12 protein-coding genes are annotated in these 19,143 nt (G+C 39.1%); 10 read left to right on the top strand and 2 right to left on the bottom strand.

Features of this window, described 5'->3' with window-relative positions:
• Positions 1–4: 4 nt before the first annotated feature.
• From PP182_RS11045 to PP182_RS11070, 6 genes are all read left to right on the top strand, one after another.
• Complete coding sequence (locus PP182_RS11045; protein ID WP_272651310.1) at positions 5–1,903, top strand: nucleoside hydrolase; 1,899 nt, start codon at positions 5–7, stop codon at positions 1,901–1,903.
• Positions 1,904–2,414: 511 nt separating this feature from the next.
• Positions 2,415–5,351 (top strand): hybrid sensor histidine kinase/response regulator transcription factor, encoded by a 2,937-nt coding sequence (locus PP182_RS11050; RefSeq protein WP_272651311.1) that lies wholly within the window; start codon positions 2,415–2,417, stop codon positions 5,349–5,351.
• Positions 5,352–5,491: 140 nt separating this feature from the next.
• Positions 5,492–7,600 carry an IPT/TIG domain-containing protein gene (locus PP182_RS11055; RefSeq protein ID WP_272651312.1) on the top strand — a complete coding sequence of 703 codons (2,109 nt, stop codon included), beginning with the start codon at positions 5,492–5,494 and terminating at the stop codon, positions 7,598–7,600.
• Positions 7,601–7,654: 54 nt separating this feature from the next.
• Entirely contained in the window at positions 7,655–8,359 is a 705-nt protein-coding gene (locus PP182_RS11060; protein WP_272651313.1) for a hypothetical protein, read from the top strand.
• 24 nt (positions 8,360–8,383) lie between these two features.
• Complete coding sequence (locus tag PP182_RS11065) at positions 8,384–9,727, top strand: amidohydrolase family protein (protein WP_272651314.1); 1,344 nt, start codon at positions 8,384–8,386, stop codon at positions 9,725–9,727.
• A gap of 132 nt (positions 9,728–9,859) precedes the next feature.
• Positions 9,860–11,149, top strand: coding sequence for a serine hydrolase domain-containing protein (locus tag PP182_RS11070; protein ID WP_272651315.1), 1,290 nt, complete (start codon positions 9,860–9,862; stop codon positions 11,147–11,149).
• Between the two features lie 445 nt (positions 11,150–11,594).
• Here the strand turns inward: PP182_RS11070 and PP182_RS11075 are convergent, their stop codons facing one another.
• Both PP182_RS11075 and PP182_RS11080 read right to left on the bottom strand, forming a co-directional pair.
• Complete coding sequence (locus PP182_RS11075; protein WP_272651316.1) at positions 11,595–13,526, bottom strand: tetratricopeptide repeat-containing sensor histidine kinase; 1,932 nt, start codon at positions 13,524–13,526, stop codon at positions 11,595–11,597.
• Positions 13,527–13,771: 245 nt separating this feature from the next.
• Positions 13,772–15,265 carry a DUF1593 domain-containing protein gene (locus PP182_RS11080; RefSeq protein ID WP_272651317.1) on the bottom strand — a complete coding sequence of 498 codons (1,494 nt, stop codon included), beginning with the start codon at positions 15,263–15,265 and terminating at the stop codon, positions 13,772–13,774.
• Between the two features lie 186 nt (positions 15,266–15,451).
• Between PP182_RS11080 and PP182_RS11085 the strand changes: the two genes are divergently transcribed.
• The 4 genes from PP182_RS11085 (at position 15,452) to PP182_RS11100 (ending at position 19,141) form a co-directional block, all read left to right on the top strand.
• The gene (locus PP182_RS11085; protein ID WP_272651318.1) at positions 15,452–16,039 is read left to right on the top strand and encodes a DUF4202 domain-containing protein; all 588 of its coding nucleotides are present in this window, start codon (positions 15,452–15,454) and stop codon (positions 16,037–16,039) included.
• 185 nt (positions 16,040–16,224) lie between these two features.
• Complete coding sequence (locus tag PP182_RS11090) at positions 16,225–16,809, top strand: precorrin-2 dehydrogenase/sirohydrochlorin ferrochelatase family protein (RefSeq protein WP_272651319.1); 585 nt, start codon at positions 16,225–16,227, stop codon at positions 16,807–16,809.
• Between the two features lie 172 nt (positions 16,810–16,981).
• The gene (locus tag PP182_RS11095) at positions 16,982–17,356 is read left to right on the top strand and encodes a DUF7009 family protein (RefSeq protein ID WP_272651320.1); all 375 of its coding nucleotides are present in this window, start codon (positions 16,982–16,984) and stop codon (positions 17,354–17,356) included.
• Positions 17,357–17,359: 3 nt separating this feature from the next.
• Positions 17,360–19,141 carry an acyl-CoA dehydrogenase gene (locus tag PP182_RS11100; protein WP_272651321.1) on the top strand — a complete coding sequence of 594 codons (1,782 nt, stop codon included), beginning with the start codon at positions 17,360–17,362 and terminating at the stop codon, positions 19,139–19,141.
• Positions 19,142–19,143 lie beyond the last annotated feature (2 nt).

Below are 19,143 nucleotides of genomic sequence, written 5' to 3' on the forward strand. Positions count from 1 at the left end.
AACCATGAGAATGTCATTTTCCATACGATTGATTTTAGGGATAATTATAACCTTGGGAAGCATTGAGCTAAAGGGTCAAACGGTATCAAAACCCCAAAAGCTGAATGTCATCTTTGATACCGATGCTAACAATGAATTGGACGACCAGCATGCATTGGCCTACCTGTTTTCCAATCAGGATTATTTCGATATCAAAGCCATTACCGTAAATGCGACACGAAATGGAGGCGATATTCAGGGACATTATGATGAGGCTGCACGTATTATGCAACTATTTAATGTGAGGCAGGATATTCCTTTGTTAAAAGGGGCCAACAATTCTTATTTAGATATAAAGGGTGATTTGGGAAATCCAACATTTGATGGATATAAAGCAGTGGATTTTATTATTTCAGAAGCCCAAAAATCGACGGACCAAAAACTGGTAGTCATTGCCGTGGGAAAACTTACAAATTTGGCTTTGGCCTTAGAAAAAGAACCAGCCATTGCCAATAAAATTAGGCTCGTATGGTTAGGGTCCAATTATCCAGACCCAGGCGAGTATAATTTGGAAGATGACATTCCTTCCATGAACTTTGTATTGGCAACGGAGATTGAATTTGAAATGGTAACTGTACGTTATGGAAAACCTTCAGGCACTGACGCGGTTAAAGTTACCCAAGAGGAAGTAAATACAAAAATGCCAGGACTGGGTCTTAAAATAGCTACTCCCATTATTGGAAGACATGGGGGCAGTTTCAATAATTTTGGAGATTATGCAGTGAATCTATTTTCAAAAATTGAACTTCACGGCAACCCTCCCGCCAGATCGCTTTTTGACATGGCAGCAGTCGCTATTGTAAAAAACCCGGAGTGGGCAGAATCATCCGTCATTCCCTGTCCCATCATGGTTGAAGAAGAATGGGAAGAACAACCCAACAATGATCGGAAAATAGTAATCTGGGAGGATTTTGACAAAGAGGCAATCATGACCGACTTCTATACAAGTTTAAAACAGGTCCATGCAGAGCCACTTTGGCAGGGTAGGGGTAGAATCGCCATAAGCTCAGATGGAAATGAACACGACAACGATGATTGGTCGGCCACCGCACTTTCTTTGGCTATCCTCGGGGCAAAAGGCATACAGGACAATGTTGTGCTTTATACGTACAGTGACCATGTTTGGGGAAGTAACTTGGAATGGCCCAAAAAAGAGGGTGTACTTAGTGCTTACGAACAAATGAAGAAAAGTACTTTGGAAGGCAAGGAGTATTTTGGTTTTAACAAAACAAATTTTATATGCGCTGTTGATCATCCTGAAAAAGCATATAATGAAATGGCAAAGGCCATAAACGAATCTTCGGAGGACAATCCACTTTTTATTGTTGCTGCAGGACCAATGCAGGTAGTTGGTGAAGGAATAAATAGGGCAAAGGTCGATAAACGAAAATATGTTACATTGATAACCCACTCCAGTTGGAACAATGAACACGCTGACCGACCCTACGTTAGTGGGGAACAAACGTATGTAGAAAGCAAGCATACCGGATGGACGTTTGATGAAATAAGAACTGCTTTTGAACCAAAAGACAAAGGAGCCATAAACCTAGTATACATTGCAGATCAAAATGGAGGTGAAGAATACGAAGGATTGAGAGCCCCAATCGAAAATTTTGACTGGATTAAAACCTCTAAAGCAAGAAATGACAAACACTATAAAAAAGGCGCATGGGATTGGCTTTACAGCAGATTAGAAACCTGTATTAAAGATAATAATTTAGACTGGTATGGCGATCCAAACTGGAATAAGGTAAAATCCAAATCTTTTGATGCCTCCGATGCAGGTATGATTGTTTTTCTTCTTACAGGTGTAGAAAAAACAAATCCTGAATTGGTGAAGGAGATTATGGAAAATCCAAAATAAAACGAAACTATTGCCAGCCCATAATCTGCTTTCAATTATCAAAGGCAATTGATTTGATAATTAGCTTATTCATAGATAATAACCTTGAATTCCTTTGAATCGTCCTACTCGACAAAATGAGTAAATTAGGGGAACCTTTTCAAAAGGCCGCACTTAAGGTAAATCCAATAAATCAAACCATTCTTAGCTCTTTCAACAGGCTCTTTTCAACACCTGCCCCCAAAAAGAATGTAAATTTAACTGGATTCAATGACCAGAAAATAAGTTACGGAAGAAACCTGAAATTTAAAACCTCACCAATATTTTAGAATATGGTAATTCTTTAATTATCAAAAATAGTGTTCTAGATATTTTTTTTAAATATCATTTCATGAATTAAAATTACCTCAATAGTCAACAAATCGGTGTTTTTGAATTTTTTATTCCTAGTAGGTACTCTATCAAAAAATTCCATAAACATACTTTTAATTCCTTTATTCCCTTGATAATTAGATAATTCTTAAATTTATGGATGACCCGACTGCTAATTGTCATAGTAACGCTATTATCCTTTAAAGTCTCGCCTCAATCAAAGATTGATAGCCTTGAGCAAGTACTACAAATTGAGAAAATTGATTCCAATAAGGTCAACATTTTACTTGAATTGGTAGACGAGTATCGCTATAAAGATCCAAAAAAGGCAGAGAGGAATGTTATCAGTGCCTTAAAGGTGTCAGCCCAAATGGAAGAGGAAAAATTTGAAGTTCTGGCATTGGTGTCACGTGCAGAACTTTTAACGGACCGATCAAGTTACGACTCAGCCTTTACCTTTTTTCAAAATGCCCTTTCCATTGCCGAAAATATAAACTTCGATGATGGTAAGAGTACTGCGCTAATAGGTTTGGGAAACGCCCACACTAGAAAAGGTAATCTAAATAAGGGAGAGGAATACCTTCAATTAAATATTGATTTTGCCAAGGAAATCAGGGATTTTGAAGGTGTTGCCAGTTCCTACAATAACTTGGGAAATGTATTCAACGAACGAGGAGAATATAAAAAGGCAATGGAAGCCTATACAGAGGCATCAAAAGTAAATACCCAAATAGGAAATGAAAAAAACGCAGGGATAAATATGGCCAATATTGGGTTGATACATCAGAAGTTGGCCAATTACAATGAAGCAATTTTCTATTTTACCAAAAGTGATAGTCTTTTCAGAAAATTTGATTTTTTACCCGGGCAAGCCTTTTTGATGAAGAACATGGGCATTGTTTTGAGAAACCAAGGCAAGCCCGAAGAAGCACTTTTACGGTATCAAAAAGCACTTGAAAGTTATAACAAAATGGGAAGCAAAAGAGAGATTTCCCAAGTATATCAAAATATAGGAAACATCTATTCCGATGAAAAGCAATCAGGCGAAGCAGTTGAAAATTACCGTCGGTCATTATTCATTGCCGAAGAAATTGGGGATTCTATCAACATGGCGATGGCAAGCCAAGCCCTAGGGCAAGAATATTTCTATTTTACAAAACTTGATAGCTCCGAAATATTTTCAAGTAAAGCGGTTAGAATTGCCCAGAACATAGGTGCTGATTTGACGGAGATGGATGGATACAAAACACTGTCTCAAGTTTATTACACCAAAGGAAATCTTAGAAAGGCCTTTGATTTTAGAATATTATACGAGAATCGAAAGGATAGTCTCTATACCTTGGAAAAGCGAGACCTTGCCGAAGAAATAGAGGCTAAATATCAAAACGAACAAAAAACCAAGGAAATAGCGCTATTGGCCTCAGAAAAAAAATTACAAACTCTACAATTGGGTAAAAGAAAGAATGAGCGCAACGCTATTATAGCATTTGCTTTATTGATTCTTTTGTTGGCTGTACTCTTATACAATCAATACCGTATAAAACAAAAGTCTAATAAGGAATTGCAAGAATTGAACATTTTAAAATCGAATTTTTTCGCTAATATTTCCCACGAATTCAGAACTCCTCTGACCTTGATTCAAGGCCCTATAGAACATTTGGAACAAAACCCGGAGGATAAGCTCGACAAGGAAGACATTAAAATGATACGTCGCAATACGAATAAGGTTTTGGGTCTGGTTAACCAATTACTCGACCTTTCCAGAATCGATGAAGGTAAGTTACACTTAAGAGCTACCGAGGGTGATGTTTTTAAATGTTTGAGGACCGCTGCAGGATCTTTCAATTCTTATGCCGCACAGCGCAATATGGACTATAGAGTAGAAGTGCCGGATGAGTCTCTTTGGGCTTCCTTTGATCGTGATAAACTAGAAAAGGTTTTCTATAACTTAATCAGTAACGCATTCAAGTTCTGCGAAGATGGAGAGCAGGTCGCCGTCCAGGTTTCTTTTGTGGAAGATGAATTGGTCATTCAAGTTTCCGATTCTGGGCGGGGCATTTCCGAAGATAAACTTCCCTATATTTTTGACCGTTTTTATCAAGTGGATAGCAGTAGCACAAGAGACCAAGAAGGGTCCGGTATTGGTTTGTCACTTTCAAAGGATTTAGTAAAATTAATGGATGGAACTATTACCGTTTCAAGCGAGGAGGGCATGGGTACGTATTTTACGGTTCAGATTCCCATAGAAAGAATCAAGGTGCCGGAATCCAAAATGGACCTACTTCAACCTAAGGTTTTAGGCAAAAGGGTACAGCCAAAACCATTTGAGCTTACTAAAGAAGATGTACGAAAGCTACCCAGATTGCTCGTTATCGAGGATAATGAGGATATGCGGCAGTTCATTAAAAACCAACTTTTGGAAAAGTATCGGGTAATGCTGGCCAAAAACGGAAAAGAGGGCTTAAAAACAGCAGTTTCACATATGCCCGATTTGATCATCACTGATCTGATGATGCCCAGAATGGACGGTATGGAACTCTGTGAGAAATTAAAGACCAATTTATCGACAAGCCATATTCCCATTATCATGCTGACTGCCCGAGCAGGGGAAGAAAACAAGATTCAAGGTCTGGAAACCGGAGCCGATGAGTACATTACAAAGCCTTTTAGTGCAAAAGAGCTATCCGCAAGGGTTAAAAACCTTATTGTTCAGCGACAAAGGTTACGACAGCACTATATGGACAACAGGCATGCTGTTGACCCTAAAAAAATAACCACTACATCACTGGATAAAAAGTTTTTAGAACAGGTATTGAACCTATTGGAAGAAAAATATTCCGATTTTAATTTTAACGTACCACAAATGCAAAGCGAACTCGCCATAAGTAAAACCCAACTTAATAGAAAGTTAAAGGCATTGACCGGCGAATCTCCTCGAGACTTACTACGTAATTTCCGATTAAAGCGTGCAGCTCAATTATTGGGACAAAAGGCGGATACAGTAACTCAAATTGCGTATCAAGTCGGCTTTAGCAATCTTTCTTATTTCGCCAAATGCTTTAAGGAACGGTACGGTGTCTCTCCTTCATCTTATTGATTCCTAACGTTTTTTATTAATATTTGGTTCGTTGGTGTTACTTTTTGGTTCTGGATCGTCAGCCTTTAAACGTGTTGAAATATACTTTTATAGGCGACTAAAAGTTCCCCCGTAATTTTTAAGATAAAAATCTATCAATTATGAAGAATCCAATCATAGAGTCGGGCAAGACTGTTTTTGAAAACCTTTTGACAGGTCTTCTTTTACTTTTAGTATTAGGTTGTAGCAAGGATGGGAACAATGAACCTATTACAGATGATGAACCAATCAATTTGAGACCTACCATTACATCAATAGCTCCGACCAGTGGGGTGGTCGGAACCGAATTAACCATAACAGGCACCAATTTTAGTGGTACCAATACCCAGAACGAGGTTGAAATTAATGGAACCGTGGCTACCGTTACATCAGCTTCGACGACCGAATTGGTTGTCGAGGTACCTGAGAATGCGACTACAGGTTCTGTTTCGGTAACTGTTGATGGGGAAAGTGTAACTGGACCTAACTTTACCGTCATTGATGCAACAGCCTCATTATGTGATCAATTCGAAATTATTGAAAACACGACATGGGAGGATATCGAACCGGGAGATGCTATCGACTATGTAATACAGTGTGCCATATCGGTAAAAGCCAATGCGTTATTAACAATTCAACCAGGGGTCAATATTGCCTTCGAAGGAGAGGAAAGCGGAATCTTTACGAGTGAAGGTGGTGGAATAAAAGCGGTTGGTTCATCAGATAACCCCATTAAATTTTTGGGAGCTTCTGAGAACAAAGGTATCTGGAAAGGTATCTATTTTGGTTCTACCCACCCTGAAAATCGATTGGAACATGTTACGGTCATGCATGCAGGGCGTACTGCTTCCGGCCAATCCGGAGAGAAGGGAGCTGTTCAATTATCAAGGGATGAGGACTCGTCGGCAGCAATTGTCAACTGCACGATTATAAACAATGATGGATATGGCCTTTTCATTACTGATGAAAGTGATTTGGAAGAATTTGCGGGAAATACTATCTCGGACAATGAGGAAGCCCCTGTTGCTCTCTACTTCAATCAGATGGGAGACTTGGATACATCATCGGATTATCAGGGAAATGGAAAAAACTACATTGAAGTGCGGGAGAATGAAATTGAGAGTGATATCGTAAATATGCCATTTTTGGATGTTCCTTATCGATTTACGGAAAGTAAAAAATACAATATTAAAAATGCCTTGAACATTGCTGCCGGAAATACTTTAGAGTTTACCAACGGTGCAGGATTTCGACTGGGAGAACAGGCTTCTGATTGTGCAGATACTTCAGGTTCTTTAAACGCCACAGGAACTTTGGACAGTCCGATTACGTTCAAAGGGGTAACCTCCGGAAAGGGAACTTGGTTGGGACTTGGCTTCAACTCGTCGAGCCCAAACAATAAATTGATTTACTGTAATATATCCGGTGGCGGTAGCGACGAAATCTACAACGCTTCAGACTTTGCCGCAAACATCACATTACAATGCAATAGTAGGGTAACCATCCAAAATTCCTCTATTACGGATAGCGGTGAATTTGGAATCTATATGCTAGACGATGATGCCGAACTGGAAAACTTTGAACAAAATACAATCGTTAACAACGAGTTGGCCCCGCTGTGGATGCACTTGCCACAAGTGGATCAATTGGACGCTGCCACCTCCTATGCGGAAGGTAATGGAAGACCCTATGTCCAGGTCGAAGGGGATGCCATGACCGATGCCGACCTTACCATCAAAAAACTGGAAGTTCCCTACCGTATCGAAACGGAGGAGTCCGGTCGGGAGACCTATGTGGAAACGGCGATTACCATTGAAGCAGGAACCATTTTGGAGTTCGAAACTGGCGCTGGTTTCGTCTTGGGTAGTCCCGGGGTCGATTGTATTCCCAACACTGGATCTTTAAACGCACAGGGGACCACTGAAGAACCCATCATTTTCAGGGGTGCTATGGAAGGTCAAGGCACGTGGTTAGGTCTAGGAATCAATTCAAGTACTTCTGCAAACCGCTTGATTTATTGTGAAATTTCTGGTGGCGGCTCAAAGCAAATGTACAATGCTGGAGGGCAGGGCAATATAGTAATACACTGCAGTGGAAGCCTGACCATTGAGAATAGCACAATTAGAGAAAGTGGGGGTTGGGGTATCGATTTTGTTCAGGGCGGAAATTCCTTATCCGAATCCGGAAATTCATTTTCAAACAATACTTCGGGCGATATTGCCCCAAACTAGATTCAGATTTATACTTGACCGTTACAAACGGAAATGGTAAGAAAACAAATGAGAATGAAATTTAGTTCTGAACATATTTTTTTCAGGAGTTCTGCTATTTGGTATGTTCTAATAGTATTCTGGGGATTTGCACCTTCATTTTACTTATTAAAATTATATAAAGATGCAGATCCCCTTCCACTGCCGTTGGTAGTGCACGGTATTGTTTTTACCATTTGGATTCTATTATATGGGATACAGGTTTTTTTAATCCAGTACCAAAACTATCGTTTGCATAAAACCTTGGGAATCTTTGGTCTGGTGGTTATGGTTTTAATGGTGCCCTCGGGTATGTTCCCAGTAGTTTACAAAGCCCATGCCGGACTCATTGGTGTAGATGATGCCGGGCACAACGTGTTTCGATTATTCTCAGGGTATTTTCTGTTTACGTTGGCCTTCATTTACAGAAAAAAAGGATTTCTCCACAAGCGTTTTATGTTGGGTTGTATGGTCATGCTCATGAGTGCAGCGATTTTTCGAATATCTTTTGATTTAGGAATGCAAAACAGTCAAATCTTTAATAAAGGACTTCAGATACTACCTGCTATGTGCCTGTTTACCGTTGATATGGTCAATTATAAAAAGCCCGTTTGGATAGATTTAGTTTCAGTCATAGCCGTTTTCGCAATTTTCTTTTTCGCAGACTACTTTTGGCTTTCTGATTTGGGCAGTAGGATTATGGATCTATTGGCTTCGGTTTTTGTTATACCTTTTATGTGAAAATGAGAATATTAAATTATAATAATGAATAAAATAATGTTTTTAATTACTGTAGTGTTTTTATTCGGATGTAACTCGGATAGAAATGTTGAGTATGATCTGTTGATTTCTAATGTCAACCTTATCGATGGTACCGGAAATGCTATTCAAAAAGAAGTATCCGTTGGGCTTACAAATGGCAAAATAATGGCCATTGGGAAAGGTTCCATAGGAATGGGGAAAGAAATGATTGATGGAACCGAAAAATACCTTATACCCGGCCTGTTCGATTGCCACATTCACACTTCGGATTACGAAAGGGATTTTCCAATATACGTCCATTATGGAGTCACATCGGTATTTGTGACTGGGGGAAGCTTGTGTACCGATGAATACTATGCCGAGATGCGGCAACGAGGCAATCAAGATAGTATTCCGGCACCTCATGTTTTTCATACAAGCCAACACTTTTCAATGGAGGGCAGGCATCCTGTAAAAACTTATAAAGGCAATTGGGTCGATGGAGAAACTGTATTCTTACTTAAAGATACCCTTCAAATTGAAGAATTGGTAAAAAGTGTTAGCAAGAATCCCATCGTAGGCATTAAGCTTACCATTGAAGATGGGCCGCATCCGCCCATGGTAGAGCGCATGCCTCAGGCTTTTATAAATAAAGTGCAAGAGGAAGCTACCAAAAACGGAACAGATGTTTTTGCCCATGTAAGTGATAATGTAGAATTGGAAATGGCATTGGATGCGGGTATTCAAAACTTTGTGCACTGGACGGGCATTGACATTGACTTTCAAAAGGATACCCTGCTCTTGAAAAAGTTATACGCAATTGAACCCTCGTTCATCACCACGTTGACGATTGACAAAGGCTTTTTATATCCCCTGTTTCCAGAGTGGGTGGAGGCTGTTCGTCAAGAAGGAATCTTTGATGAGGCCGATTTGGAAAAGGCAAATGATTCTGGTTACATCGCCCGTTCAAATGACAACATCAAGTTTTGGAGATATTATCTTCAAAAAGAGGATATCGGTCTTACCGACATTGCTTCCTTTCAAGTGGATGACATTAAGAAATTACAAAAAAAAGCTATAAACTTCGCCTTGGGTACGGATACTGGAACGTTTGTTTTGCCGGGCTATAGCTTACATGAAGAAATGCTGTTGTTCGAATTGGGAGGAATGGATAGGATGGAGATCATAAAAATGGCAACCTTGAACGCCGCTAAAATGATGAAAGCACAAGATAGTTTGGGCTCCATTGAAATAGGTAAGATGGCCGATATGGTCCTATTGGACAATAATCCTTTAGAAAACATTGAGAATACTTTGCACATCCATACGGTAATCAAAAATGGAGTCGTACAAAAAAGATTAGATTGATAGTTAAAAGTTATGGGTGGTTTAAAAAGCTTGATGTGCATCTTTATACTTTATTTTTTGTGTTGCCTAACAACATGCGCTCAGATAGATTCCCCTCTTAATATAAATCAAGAATCCCTCGATTCCTTGGGTATGGAAATATTGAGTGAAGGAAGTATTATGGGCTTCTCCGTGGCGATAACATCCGGAAAAAGAGTTTTGTACAATAGTGGATTTGGTCATATCGATGTTGAAAAGACCCAGCCCGTAGCCAATGAAACACGATTTGATATTGCTTCTGTTTCAAAACTTGTAGGGGTTACCGTAATTATGAAATTGATAGAGGAAGGTAGACTTAGCCTTGATACATCCCTTGAGCAACTCATGCCTGAATTTCCGGAAGAAGCCTTGGCCGAAAAAATAAAACTAAGGCATATGCTTTCCCATACTTCGGGATTGATGGATTATGCTTTGGAAATGGATAGGGTCTTTATGGAGAACGGAGTACTGCCTACTAAAAAAGATTTACTTGCCTTTTTCAAAGGAAAAGACTTGCGTTTTGAACCTGGTACCAACTATCAATATTGCAATTCGGGTTTTATGCTCATGGCGTTCATAGCAGAAAATATAACTGGCAGACCCTGGCAGCAGCTCATTGAAGATTATATCAACCAACGGTCAAATCTGGATTTCCAACTATTAAAGTATGCTGTCGAAAGCCCGGAAACTTCGCCTATTTTCAACTATGGCAAAGAGAGGTTTGACAAAGTACCTACATGGAGTTATGTTATGGGGGACGGGGGTTTGACGACCACTACAGAAATGCTCGCACTTTACCCTCAATTCTGGTCAAAAGGTAAAATCATTGAACCATCTGCATATGAAAAAATGGTCAAACCTACGGAGCTCAGTAATTCCTTATCCACCGGTTATGGCTATGGGGTTAGAAACGGCGAATTTTTAGGTGAACGTATAATTGGTCATACCGGAGGTTGGAAAACCACGTATGCAATCATGGCTTTTTTCCCGGATAGGAATGTAACGTTTGCCGGACTAATGAACACAGATGGCACGCCACTCGACATGAATCAAATTTTTACCAAATACATGTCGGTCGCACTGGGCAGAAAAATCCCTGATTACTCAAGTGGTTTCAAAGAAATTACAAACCTTTATCAATATGTCGGGGACTATCATGGATTCGACACCGAGTTTGATCATCAAGGTAAAACTGTAACGGTCAATTTACAGGATGGCCAACTACAATATTGCATTAATGCGAATTGTGAAAAACTTTGGCCTATGGGCAAAAATAAGTTTTGGTTGAAAAGTTTTCCTTATGACTTTATTGAATTTCAGACCAACGACCAGGGTAAGGCTTTAGCCATCAAGGAATATTATTATGGTTTTTTTCAGGTGTTACGGAAAAGGGTAATTGAATAGGATTGAAGTCCCTTGATTCCGACAAAAACAGGAGTTTTGAGTCTCTTTGGATTCTTTTTGCAACATAAACAATTATGGCTTCTGCATGGAAATAAATCTAAAAGTTTGTTGAGTTTGGTTTTTTCTATCAATCCGGCAAAACTTTTAAAGAATAAAACACTGCTTTGCAAAACCTCCGAAACCTCCGAAACCTCAGCTCTACCAATATACCTTTATCCAACCAACTTCTAAATTAAAAGCAAATCAATTGCTCAAAGAACTTACACAATTTCAATATGCCTATTAATCATTTTAGTGGCTTAAAACCAGATTAAACTTTATGGGCATCTTGGTATTCATAACGGCTTTAAAAAGCAAGAATCCTTGACATCGATGAAGAGGTTAGTGAATGGAATGTGGACCTGGAGGATTGAGAAAATATTTTGAGAATTGACATCCCAAAAAACTAGGCTACATTTCTTTCACCTGAAAAAGTAACGGTAATGGTAGTACCTTTTTCTTCTTTACTTTCAACCTGTATTTTGCCATCGTTTCTTTTCACGAATTCGGAGCTAAGTACTAGGCCAAGTCCACTACCTTTTTCACCTTCGGTACCAGGAATTCCCTTAGATTTTTGAATGGAGAACAGATTATCCCTATACTCGGGAGTCATTCCAACACCGGTATCGGAAACGACTATTTTAATATGATTGGAAGTTTGCGTAACAGATACGTTAACCATACCCTTTCTCGGCGTAAACTTTATGGCATTGTTGATTAAGTTTCTAATGATAAACTCAACCTGATCTTTATCCCCCATAAATTTTGGGGCACCCATTATGGAAGTGACGAGACTTACCTCTTTGTTGATGGCGATTTCTTTGAAAACCTGAACAACTTCGATAACTACTTGCTTTAAATTAATAAGTTCCTTTTTGTCCTCGATTACATTCATTTGACTTTTGGCCCAAACAATCAAGTTATCGGCCATCTTAAGGGTGTTATCTACCGATATATCTAGTTTTTTACCCATGTTTAGAATTTCATCCTTGCTCAACAAGTCTATATGGTCGACCAATACAGAACTAAATGATTTAAGAGAGGCCAAAGGACTTCTCAAATCATGGGCAACGATACTAAAGAATTTATTTTTTGTGGCATTGAGTTCCTGTAATTTGGATTTTTGTTTATGTATAGTTTCATTTTGGGAGATTAGTTCTTTATTGATTCGCCTAAGTTTTCTCAACACTATAAAAAGCCCGATTAAGAAAAGAGCCGTGATGAATAAACTGATATTACGATAAAAAATAGTTGAAGCTTGCGCCGCATTTTCTTTCTCAAGTGCTGCGGTTGTTGTATTCAATTGATGAATGGAAGCCATACTTTCTGTAAGCCTGTTACGATCTTCTAATTGAACCCTATGGACCGCATTGGAAAGTTCATTGTATGCATTGAGATAATATGTTGCCTTCTCGGTATTGTTAAAATCTAAATAGAATTTTTGCAATTTATGATATACCTGGAGCAGCGACTGATTCAAATTAAACTTTTCACAAAATGCTTTAGTTTGCTCAAGGTATTCGTATTGAAGGTTATAGTTTTTATTCGCTTTTGCGATTGTAGCTAACTGCATCAAAGCTTCAACCGTGGCCACCTTTTGTGCGTTTTCTCCAAGTTCATCGGATATCTGGAGAACTTTTTTAAAATAATAATTTGCAGAGTCTATTTGGTTTTCATTCTCCTTGATTAGACCTATTACTTTATAACAACTTGAAAGTACCGGAAGATTCAGGATAGAATCATTTATTCGTATGGCCAACCGAGTTAGGTTTTCTGCTTTTTTGAACTCTTTATTGTTATAATAGCTTTCTCCAAGATTATGGGACGATACCCCGATTCGCTCTGTTATATTAAGCCTATTAAAGATTTCGAAGGATTTTTTATGGAAGTTTATTTCTTGCGAACGATTATTCAAACTGCGATAAATATGGCCCAAGGAAATATAACAATTCGCTATTCCTTCCTCATCGTTACGTTTTTCAAAAATATCCAATGCTTTGTGGATATATTCCATGCTCATGAAATAATTATCGTTAATGGCGTAGATGCTGGAAAGTATTCTATAACTGTATGCAATACCATCAATGTCTTGTATCTCTATGGCTAGATGCAAAGCTTCTTCAGCGTACTTAAGAGACTTTATATTGTCTACATAGGTTAATTCTCTGCTTAGGGTATATAAAATATCGATACGCTCTCTTGTTGTTAGCTCTGGTTGAGACAGTAAAAATTCAAGTTCCTGAACATTCTGTGCGTTAGTCACGAAGAAGTTCATAAGAACAATGACAAAAAAACATATGGTCTTTAATGGTTTTCTACCAATAATTGAAATCTGCATACTTCCGGGGGGTTTGTAGGAAATTATATATAAAAACGATATTGAGTGTGATTTAGTACATGTTTAATCTTTGTTTATTTAGGTTTCCCTTTCTTAGAATTTGTATACTACTAAATTACAGTGTATTGGGTTTTTAATTTAATATTTGAAATCGATTCATATTCAATAAAAATCAATTTTCCCAGATGCCTATTAGCATAAAAAAAAGGGAACTATTTAGAATACGAGTGTTCTTATTTAGGATACTATTTTACAGTAATAATGACTCTTTGATACCTTGTCAATGCAGGGAAACCTGTATCGGTTCCTTCAACGATGATATGAAATTGGCTTCCACTTTTGGTAGTCATTGGTATTTTTATCGTCGCACTGTTTTGTTTGGTTTCCACTTCTACTTTTCCGCTACCAGCTTCTTCATAGCACCAAATGTTCAAGGCTACAGGATGATTATCTACATCAAATGTAGAAACGTTAAGGGTAATGGTTTCCCCAGGCACGGCATTAATTTTTGAACCTTCTGATATTTTAATCTCCGGGGAATGATTGGCTTCCTCAAATGTTTTGATACACCAATCCGCCCGTGCGGCAAAATCCAGCTGCATTGGCTTTATCCAGCGGGTTTGTGGATAACTGGTATCCAATTCACCGGTTTCCGGATTTAAGTCAGCCGCCCTATTCCCATCTTCATATCGAAATGGGTTTTCTTCGGAAAGTACAAAACGACCGCTCCATCCTCCTCTGGAAGGGGATTTATAATTATCCAGTCCAACATCCACCAAATGAAGAAAGGCGGGGCTATCCCCTTCGGATATGAAGTCATATTTAGAAAAATCACCTCGCTCCGTATTAATTATTTTCGAGATATCACCTTCAAAATGGTTCGGGTCTCCTTCTTGTTGCTGTCCATCACCGTAGGAATAATATTTCTTTAGTAATGGACCATGGTTGTTTATGATATTCGGCCCCATAAAGCTACCTTCTAAATAGGGTTGCTGGCTTTTTGGAACCACTTGTTTCCAAGGGTAAGCAAAACACCAGAATTGATTTGAATTATAAAATACTCTTATTTCCGGCCAATTTGGACCAATATAATTTTTGTACGTGGCATCCTGGTCCATAATGGTATAGATAATTGCCTTCTTCGATACTTTATCCTTTATAACTTCCCAATCCTTGGTGCCAGAATAATCTTCTTCTATTGATTTAAGGGCACGGGCAATGGTATTTGTACCTCCCCAAGCCTGTAAAAAAAGTTCTCTATGGTCATCGTCCAATAATTTTTCCCTAATCAATTTAGATCCTTCTGTCCGTTTTGCCATTTCCCCTTCAAAATCAATATTGCCAATTCGTACCATGCCCAATAACTTTTCTGCTGTAGGATAGTTTTTGTCATGTAGGATTAGATTTGGGTATACCTTTTTGTATGCTGATAAAAGCTCTTCCATCCATTGGGTACCTGGCCATCTTAAGTCGGTCAAGTTTTCTCCATAAATTCTTTGGGTCATTTCCATTTCACTGGTAAATGTGGTTCCTTGTCCATCTCCCTTCCAGTGCCACATGGAGCTGGAGTAGACCAAGCCTTGGGTTTCGAATTCATTGGTATACAATAAAAACCGAATAAAAGTATCTACATCATCTATTTCACCATCGGTAGTGACGATGGTTCTTTTCACATCATCTTGGGCAAAGCAGAATGAAAATGTAATTACAAGATAAAAGAAGGATAAAAGTTTTTTCATGGTTAAATAGTATATCAATAAGTCCGTGGATAATAAACTTTTTAGGACATTCACGTAATATTAGAAAGTCAAGTATATGAATAAACTTTCAAATATTTAATTTTTCAATCATGCCCGTTCTTTTCCGGTCATTAAATTTTTAAGTCAGGTTTATCCAATATCGTATCTTAGTTTAAAAATAGATACATGCCTACTTCGGATAAATTATACAGGGCTTTTGAACTTTTCGATGAAGCAAACAAAAAAGACCCCAATAAGGAAACCTATCTTGGTAAGGAATATCCCAAGGAAGTTTTATATGCGATTCGCATGACCGAAAAACTGAACGAGTTTGCCCCTGAAGCTTCTGAAGCTTTAAAATTAACGGCCAGGGCACAACACATCTGTAGATGGGAAATTCCAAGGGATTCTTATGAAAATAATCGAGTTGGGTATTTAAAATGGCGACAGGACCTTAAAAAATTTCATGCGAAGAAGGCCTCAGAAATCTTAAAGGAGGTGGGTTATGGACAGGATGTCGTTGAAAAAGTAGAATTCCTACTCGAAAAAAAACAACTTAAACGTGACCCGGAGACCCAAACTTTAGAAGACGTAATATGTTTGGTATTTTTAGAATATTATTTTGAATCTTTTATGTCGGAGCATCCGGAAGAAAAAATACTGGATATCTTGCAAAAAACATGGCGGAAAATGTCAAAAGAGGGTCAGGCGGCTGCTTTAAAGCTTCCTTTATCACAAAAATCCAAGAGGCTAGTGGAAAAGGCATTGACGTAAAATGAAATTTAACTTTTGTTAAAAAAAATGTTAGGTCGAGCCGTCATATCGAGCGCAGTCGAGATGCGAGACCTAAATTTGTTTTTTTCAATTCTACAACCTCTCGATTCCGCCCAAGGAGACAGAAAAGTTGGATTGAAATCAACATTAAAAATGGATACAGAAAATCGAACAACATAGAGCACATGGAGCGAAATGAACTATACCCTATTTTTTTGAAGGTTTCCAATTTGAATATTTTAGTTGTGGGCGGAGGAAATGTAGCTTTGGAGAAACTCACCTTTCTTTTAAAATCAAGCCCCAATGCAAAGGTAGAGATGGTTTCCCCTATGTTTCGTGAGGAAACGGTTCAATTGGCTAAAAGTGCAAATGTCATTATGCATAAGGACAAGTATAATACCTCCTTTTTAGAGGGAAAACACATGGTCGTAGCCACTACAGATGATGTTCCCGTAAACGAGCAGGTATATCACGACTGTAGAAAGCGAAGTATTTTAGTGAATGTGGCGGACAACCCTCCATTTTGTGATTTTTACATGGGCGGTATCGTCACCAAGGGTAATGTAAAAGTGGCAATTTCCACCAATGGAAAATCCCCCACGACCGCCAAAAGACTCCGACAGTTTTTTGAGGACGTCATCCCCGAAAATATTGATGATTTGGTCAAAAATTTGAATGAATTCAGAAAAACGATTAAGGGTGATTTTGAGGAGAAAGTGGAGACCCTGAACGAGTTTACGAAAGGTTTGGTGGAAAAGAAGAATAAATGAAGTTTTGCTAAAGAATTTAACAGTATCTGGTCACTAAATATAACTTATTGTCACCTCGAGCGCAGTCGAGAGGTCTTGAAGCCATTATGCACAAATTAGGTCTCGACTGCGCTCGACCGAACAAATAAACATTATAAGGCTTCATCTGGCGAATTTAATGTATTAAACAAAAATGAAAATTAGAATCAAAGGAAATACGGTACGCTACCGACTCACAAAAAGTGAAGTCGAAACTTTGGCTCAAACGGGATATTACAAAGAGGAGACACCCTTTGTCGGAAAGACCTTTATGTATGCGATTAAAGCAGACCCGGACACACCGGAATTGAATGTGGACTTTGTAAACGATACCATTACCATGTACCTGAACGAGCATAAAGCTGTGGCCTGGGCAAACAATGAGATAATAGGTTATAACTTGGAAATAAAAATGGCAAAGGGCACCACTTTGTCGCTTTTGCTGGAAAAGGATTTTGTATGTATGGATAATAGGGCAGAAGACCAATCGGATAATTACCCGAATCCAAAACTTGAAAACAACACCTAGGCCATGAAATTGTACTCAAGGGAAAACTTGGATTTTATTTTGTTCGATGTCTTGTCCGTTCAAACGTTGAACACATTGTCATTTTTTGGGGAGTACGATAAAGAAAGCCTAGGAATGATATTGGATACGGCTTCTGAGTTGGCCGATAGAATAAAGCCCGAGCATATTGCGGAATCCGATAGAAATGAGCCCGAACTAAAGAAGGGTAGTGTACAGGTGCATCCGTCGGTTCATGAGTTTGTAAAGCACTATGCCGAGGCCGGTTTTGTGGGAGCTACATTACCGGAAGCCTTAGGCGGCTTTCAGATTCCCAAAACGATTGTCGCGGCGATTGATTTTATACTCTGTTCAAAGTCCAACAGCTTTATCATGTATACCGATTTGGCCAAGGGGGTGGCCAATGTCATTGCCACCTTTGGGACCGAAGCACAAAAACAGCGCTTTTTGCCCAATCTGTTATCCGGGAAATGGTTGGGAACGATGTGCCTCACAGAAACGGAATCGGGCAGTTCCTTGGCGAACATTACAACGAAAGCCATTCCCCAATCCGACGGTAGTTACCATATAAAAGGTCAAAAAATATTCATCTCCGCGGGAGATCATGATGTCACTGAAAATATAATGCATCTCGTCTTGGCAAGAATAGAGGGAGCTCCAAATGGCACGAAGGGAATTTCATTGTTCTTGGTGCCCACCCGTTTGGAAAATGGCGAGGACAATGACGTAAACTCCATCGGGATATATCATAAAATGGGACAGAAAGCTACGCCTGCCATGCATTTGGAATTTGGGGCCAACGATATGTGTGTGGGATATCTTGTGGGCGAAGCCCATAAAGGGCTCTCCCACATGTTTTTAATGATGGACAATGCACGATTAAGTGTGGGTTCCATGGGAGCGGGCATCGCTTCGGCCGCCTATTACCATGCGCTTAGGTATGCTAAGGAACGCAAACAAGGAAAACACTTGGATGAATCCAAGGATGCCTCGGAATCTGTGGCCATCATCAACCATCCGGATGTTAGGCGTATGTTGTTATCGCAAAAGGCATTTTTGGAAGGAACCTTAGGTTTCATTTTACAATGCTATAGTTACTTGGACCTTCAAAAATATAGTCCTAATGAGGATGAAGTGGATAAGTATACTCGTTTGTTGAACTTGTTGACCCCAGTCGCCAAGACTTACGGCGCGGAACATGGGGTGAGCTCCGTAAATAAGGCGCTACAAGTTTTTGGCGGATACGGATATACGGCCGATTTCCCCTTGGAGCAATTGGCAAGGGATGTCCGGATTCTTCCCATATATGAGGGCACTACCGGTATTCATGCTTTGGGATTATTGGGTAGACAGGTACTAAGAGATCAGGGCAAGGCTTTGGCTATTTGGCGAAATGAGGTGATGAAGGATGTCAATCAAGCTCTTGAAATCAAGGAAATTGAGGTATTTGCGTCTAGCTTGTCCTTGGAAATTGATCATTTTTTCGAAATCACCCAGCATTTGGCCGAACTCACAAAAAAGAATACGGCCGACATCTACCTTGCCGATGCCAATTTGTATATGGAGTTTTTCGGTACGTTGAACGTAGGTTGGCAATGGATAAAACAAGCCACCATAGCCTGCAAAAAAATGGAGGAAAAACCCGATACTGTTTTCTTGAAATCTAAAGTTAAGACCATGCAGTTTTTCTTTGCCTACGAAATTCCCAATTTGAAGGGACTAAAAGAACGCTTGTTAAGTTCGGAGCGAACTACGGTGAAGACGGATGATGATGAAATTTTGATGTAGAA

This window comes from Maribacter sp. PR1 (assembly GCF_028464145.1).
In the GTDB taxonomy this organism is placed as follows: domain Bacteria; phylum Bacteroidota; class Bacteroidia; order Flavobacteriales; family Flavobacteriaceae; genus Maribacter.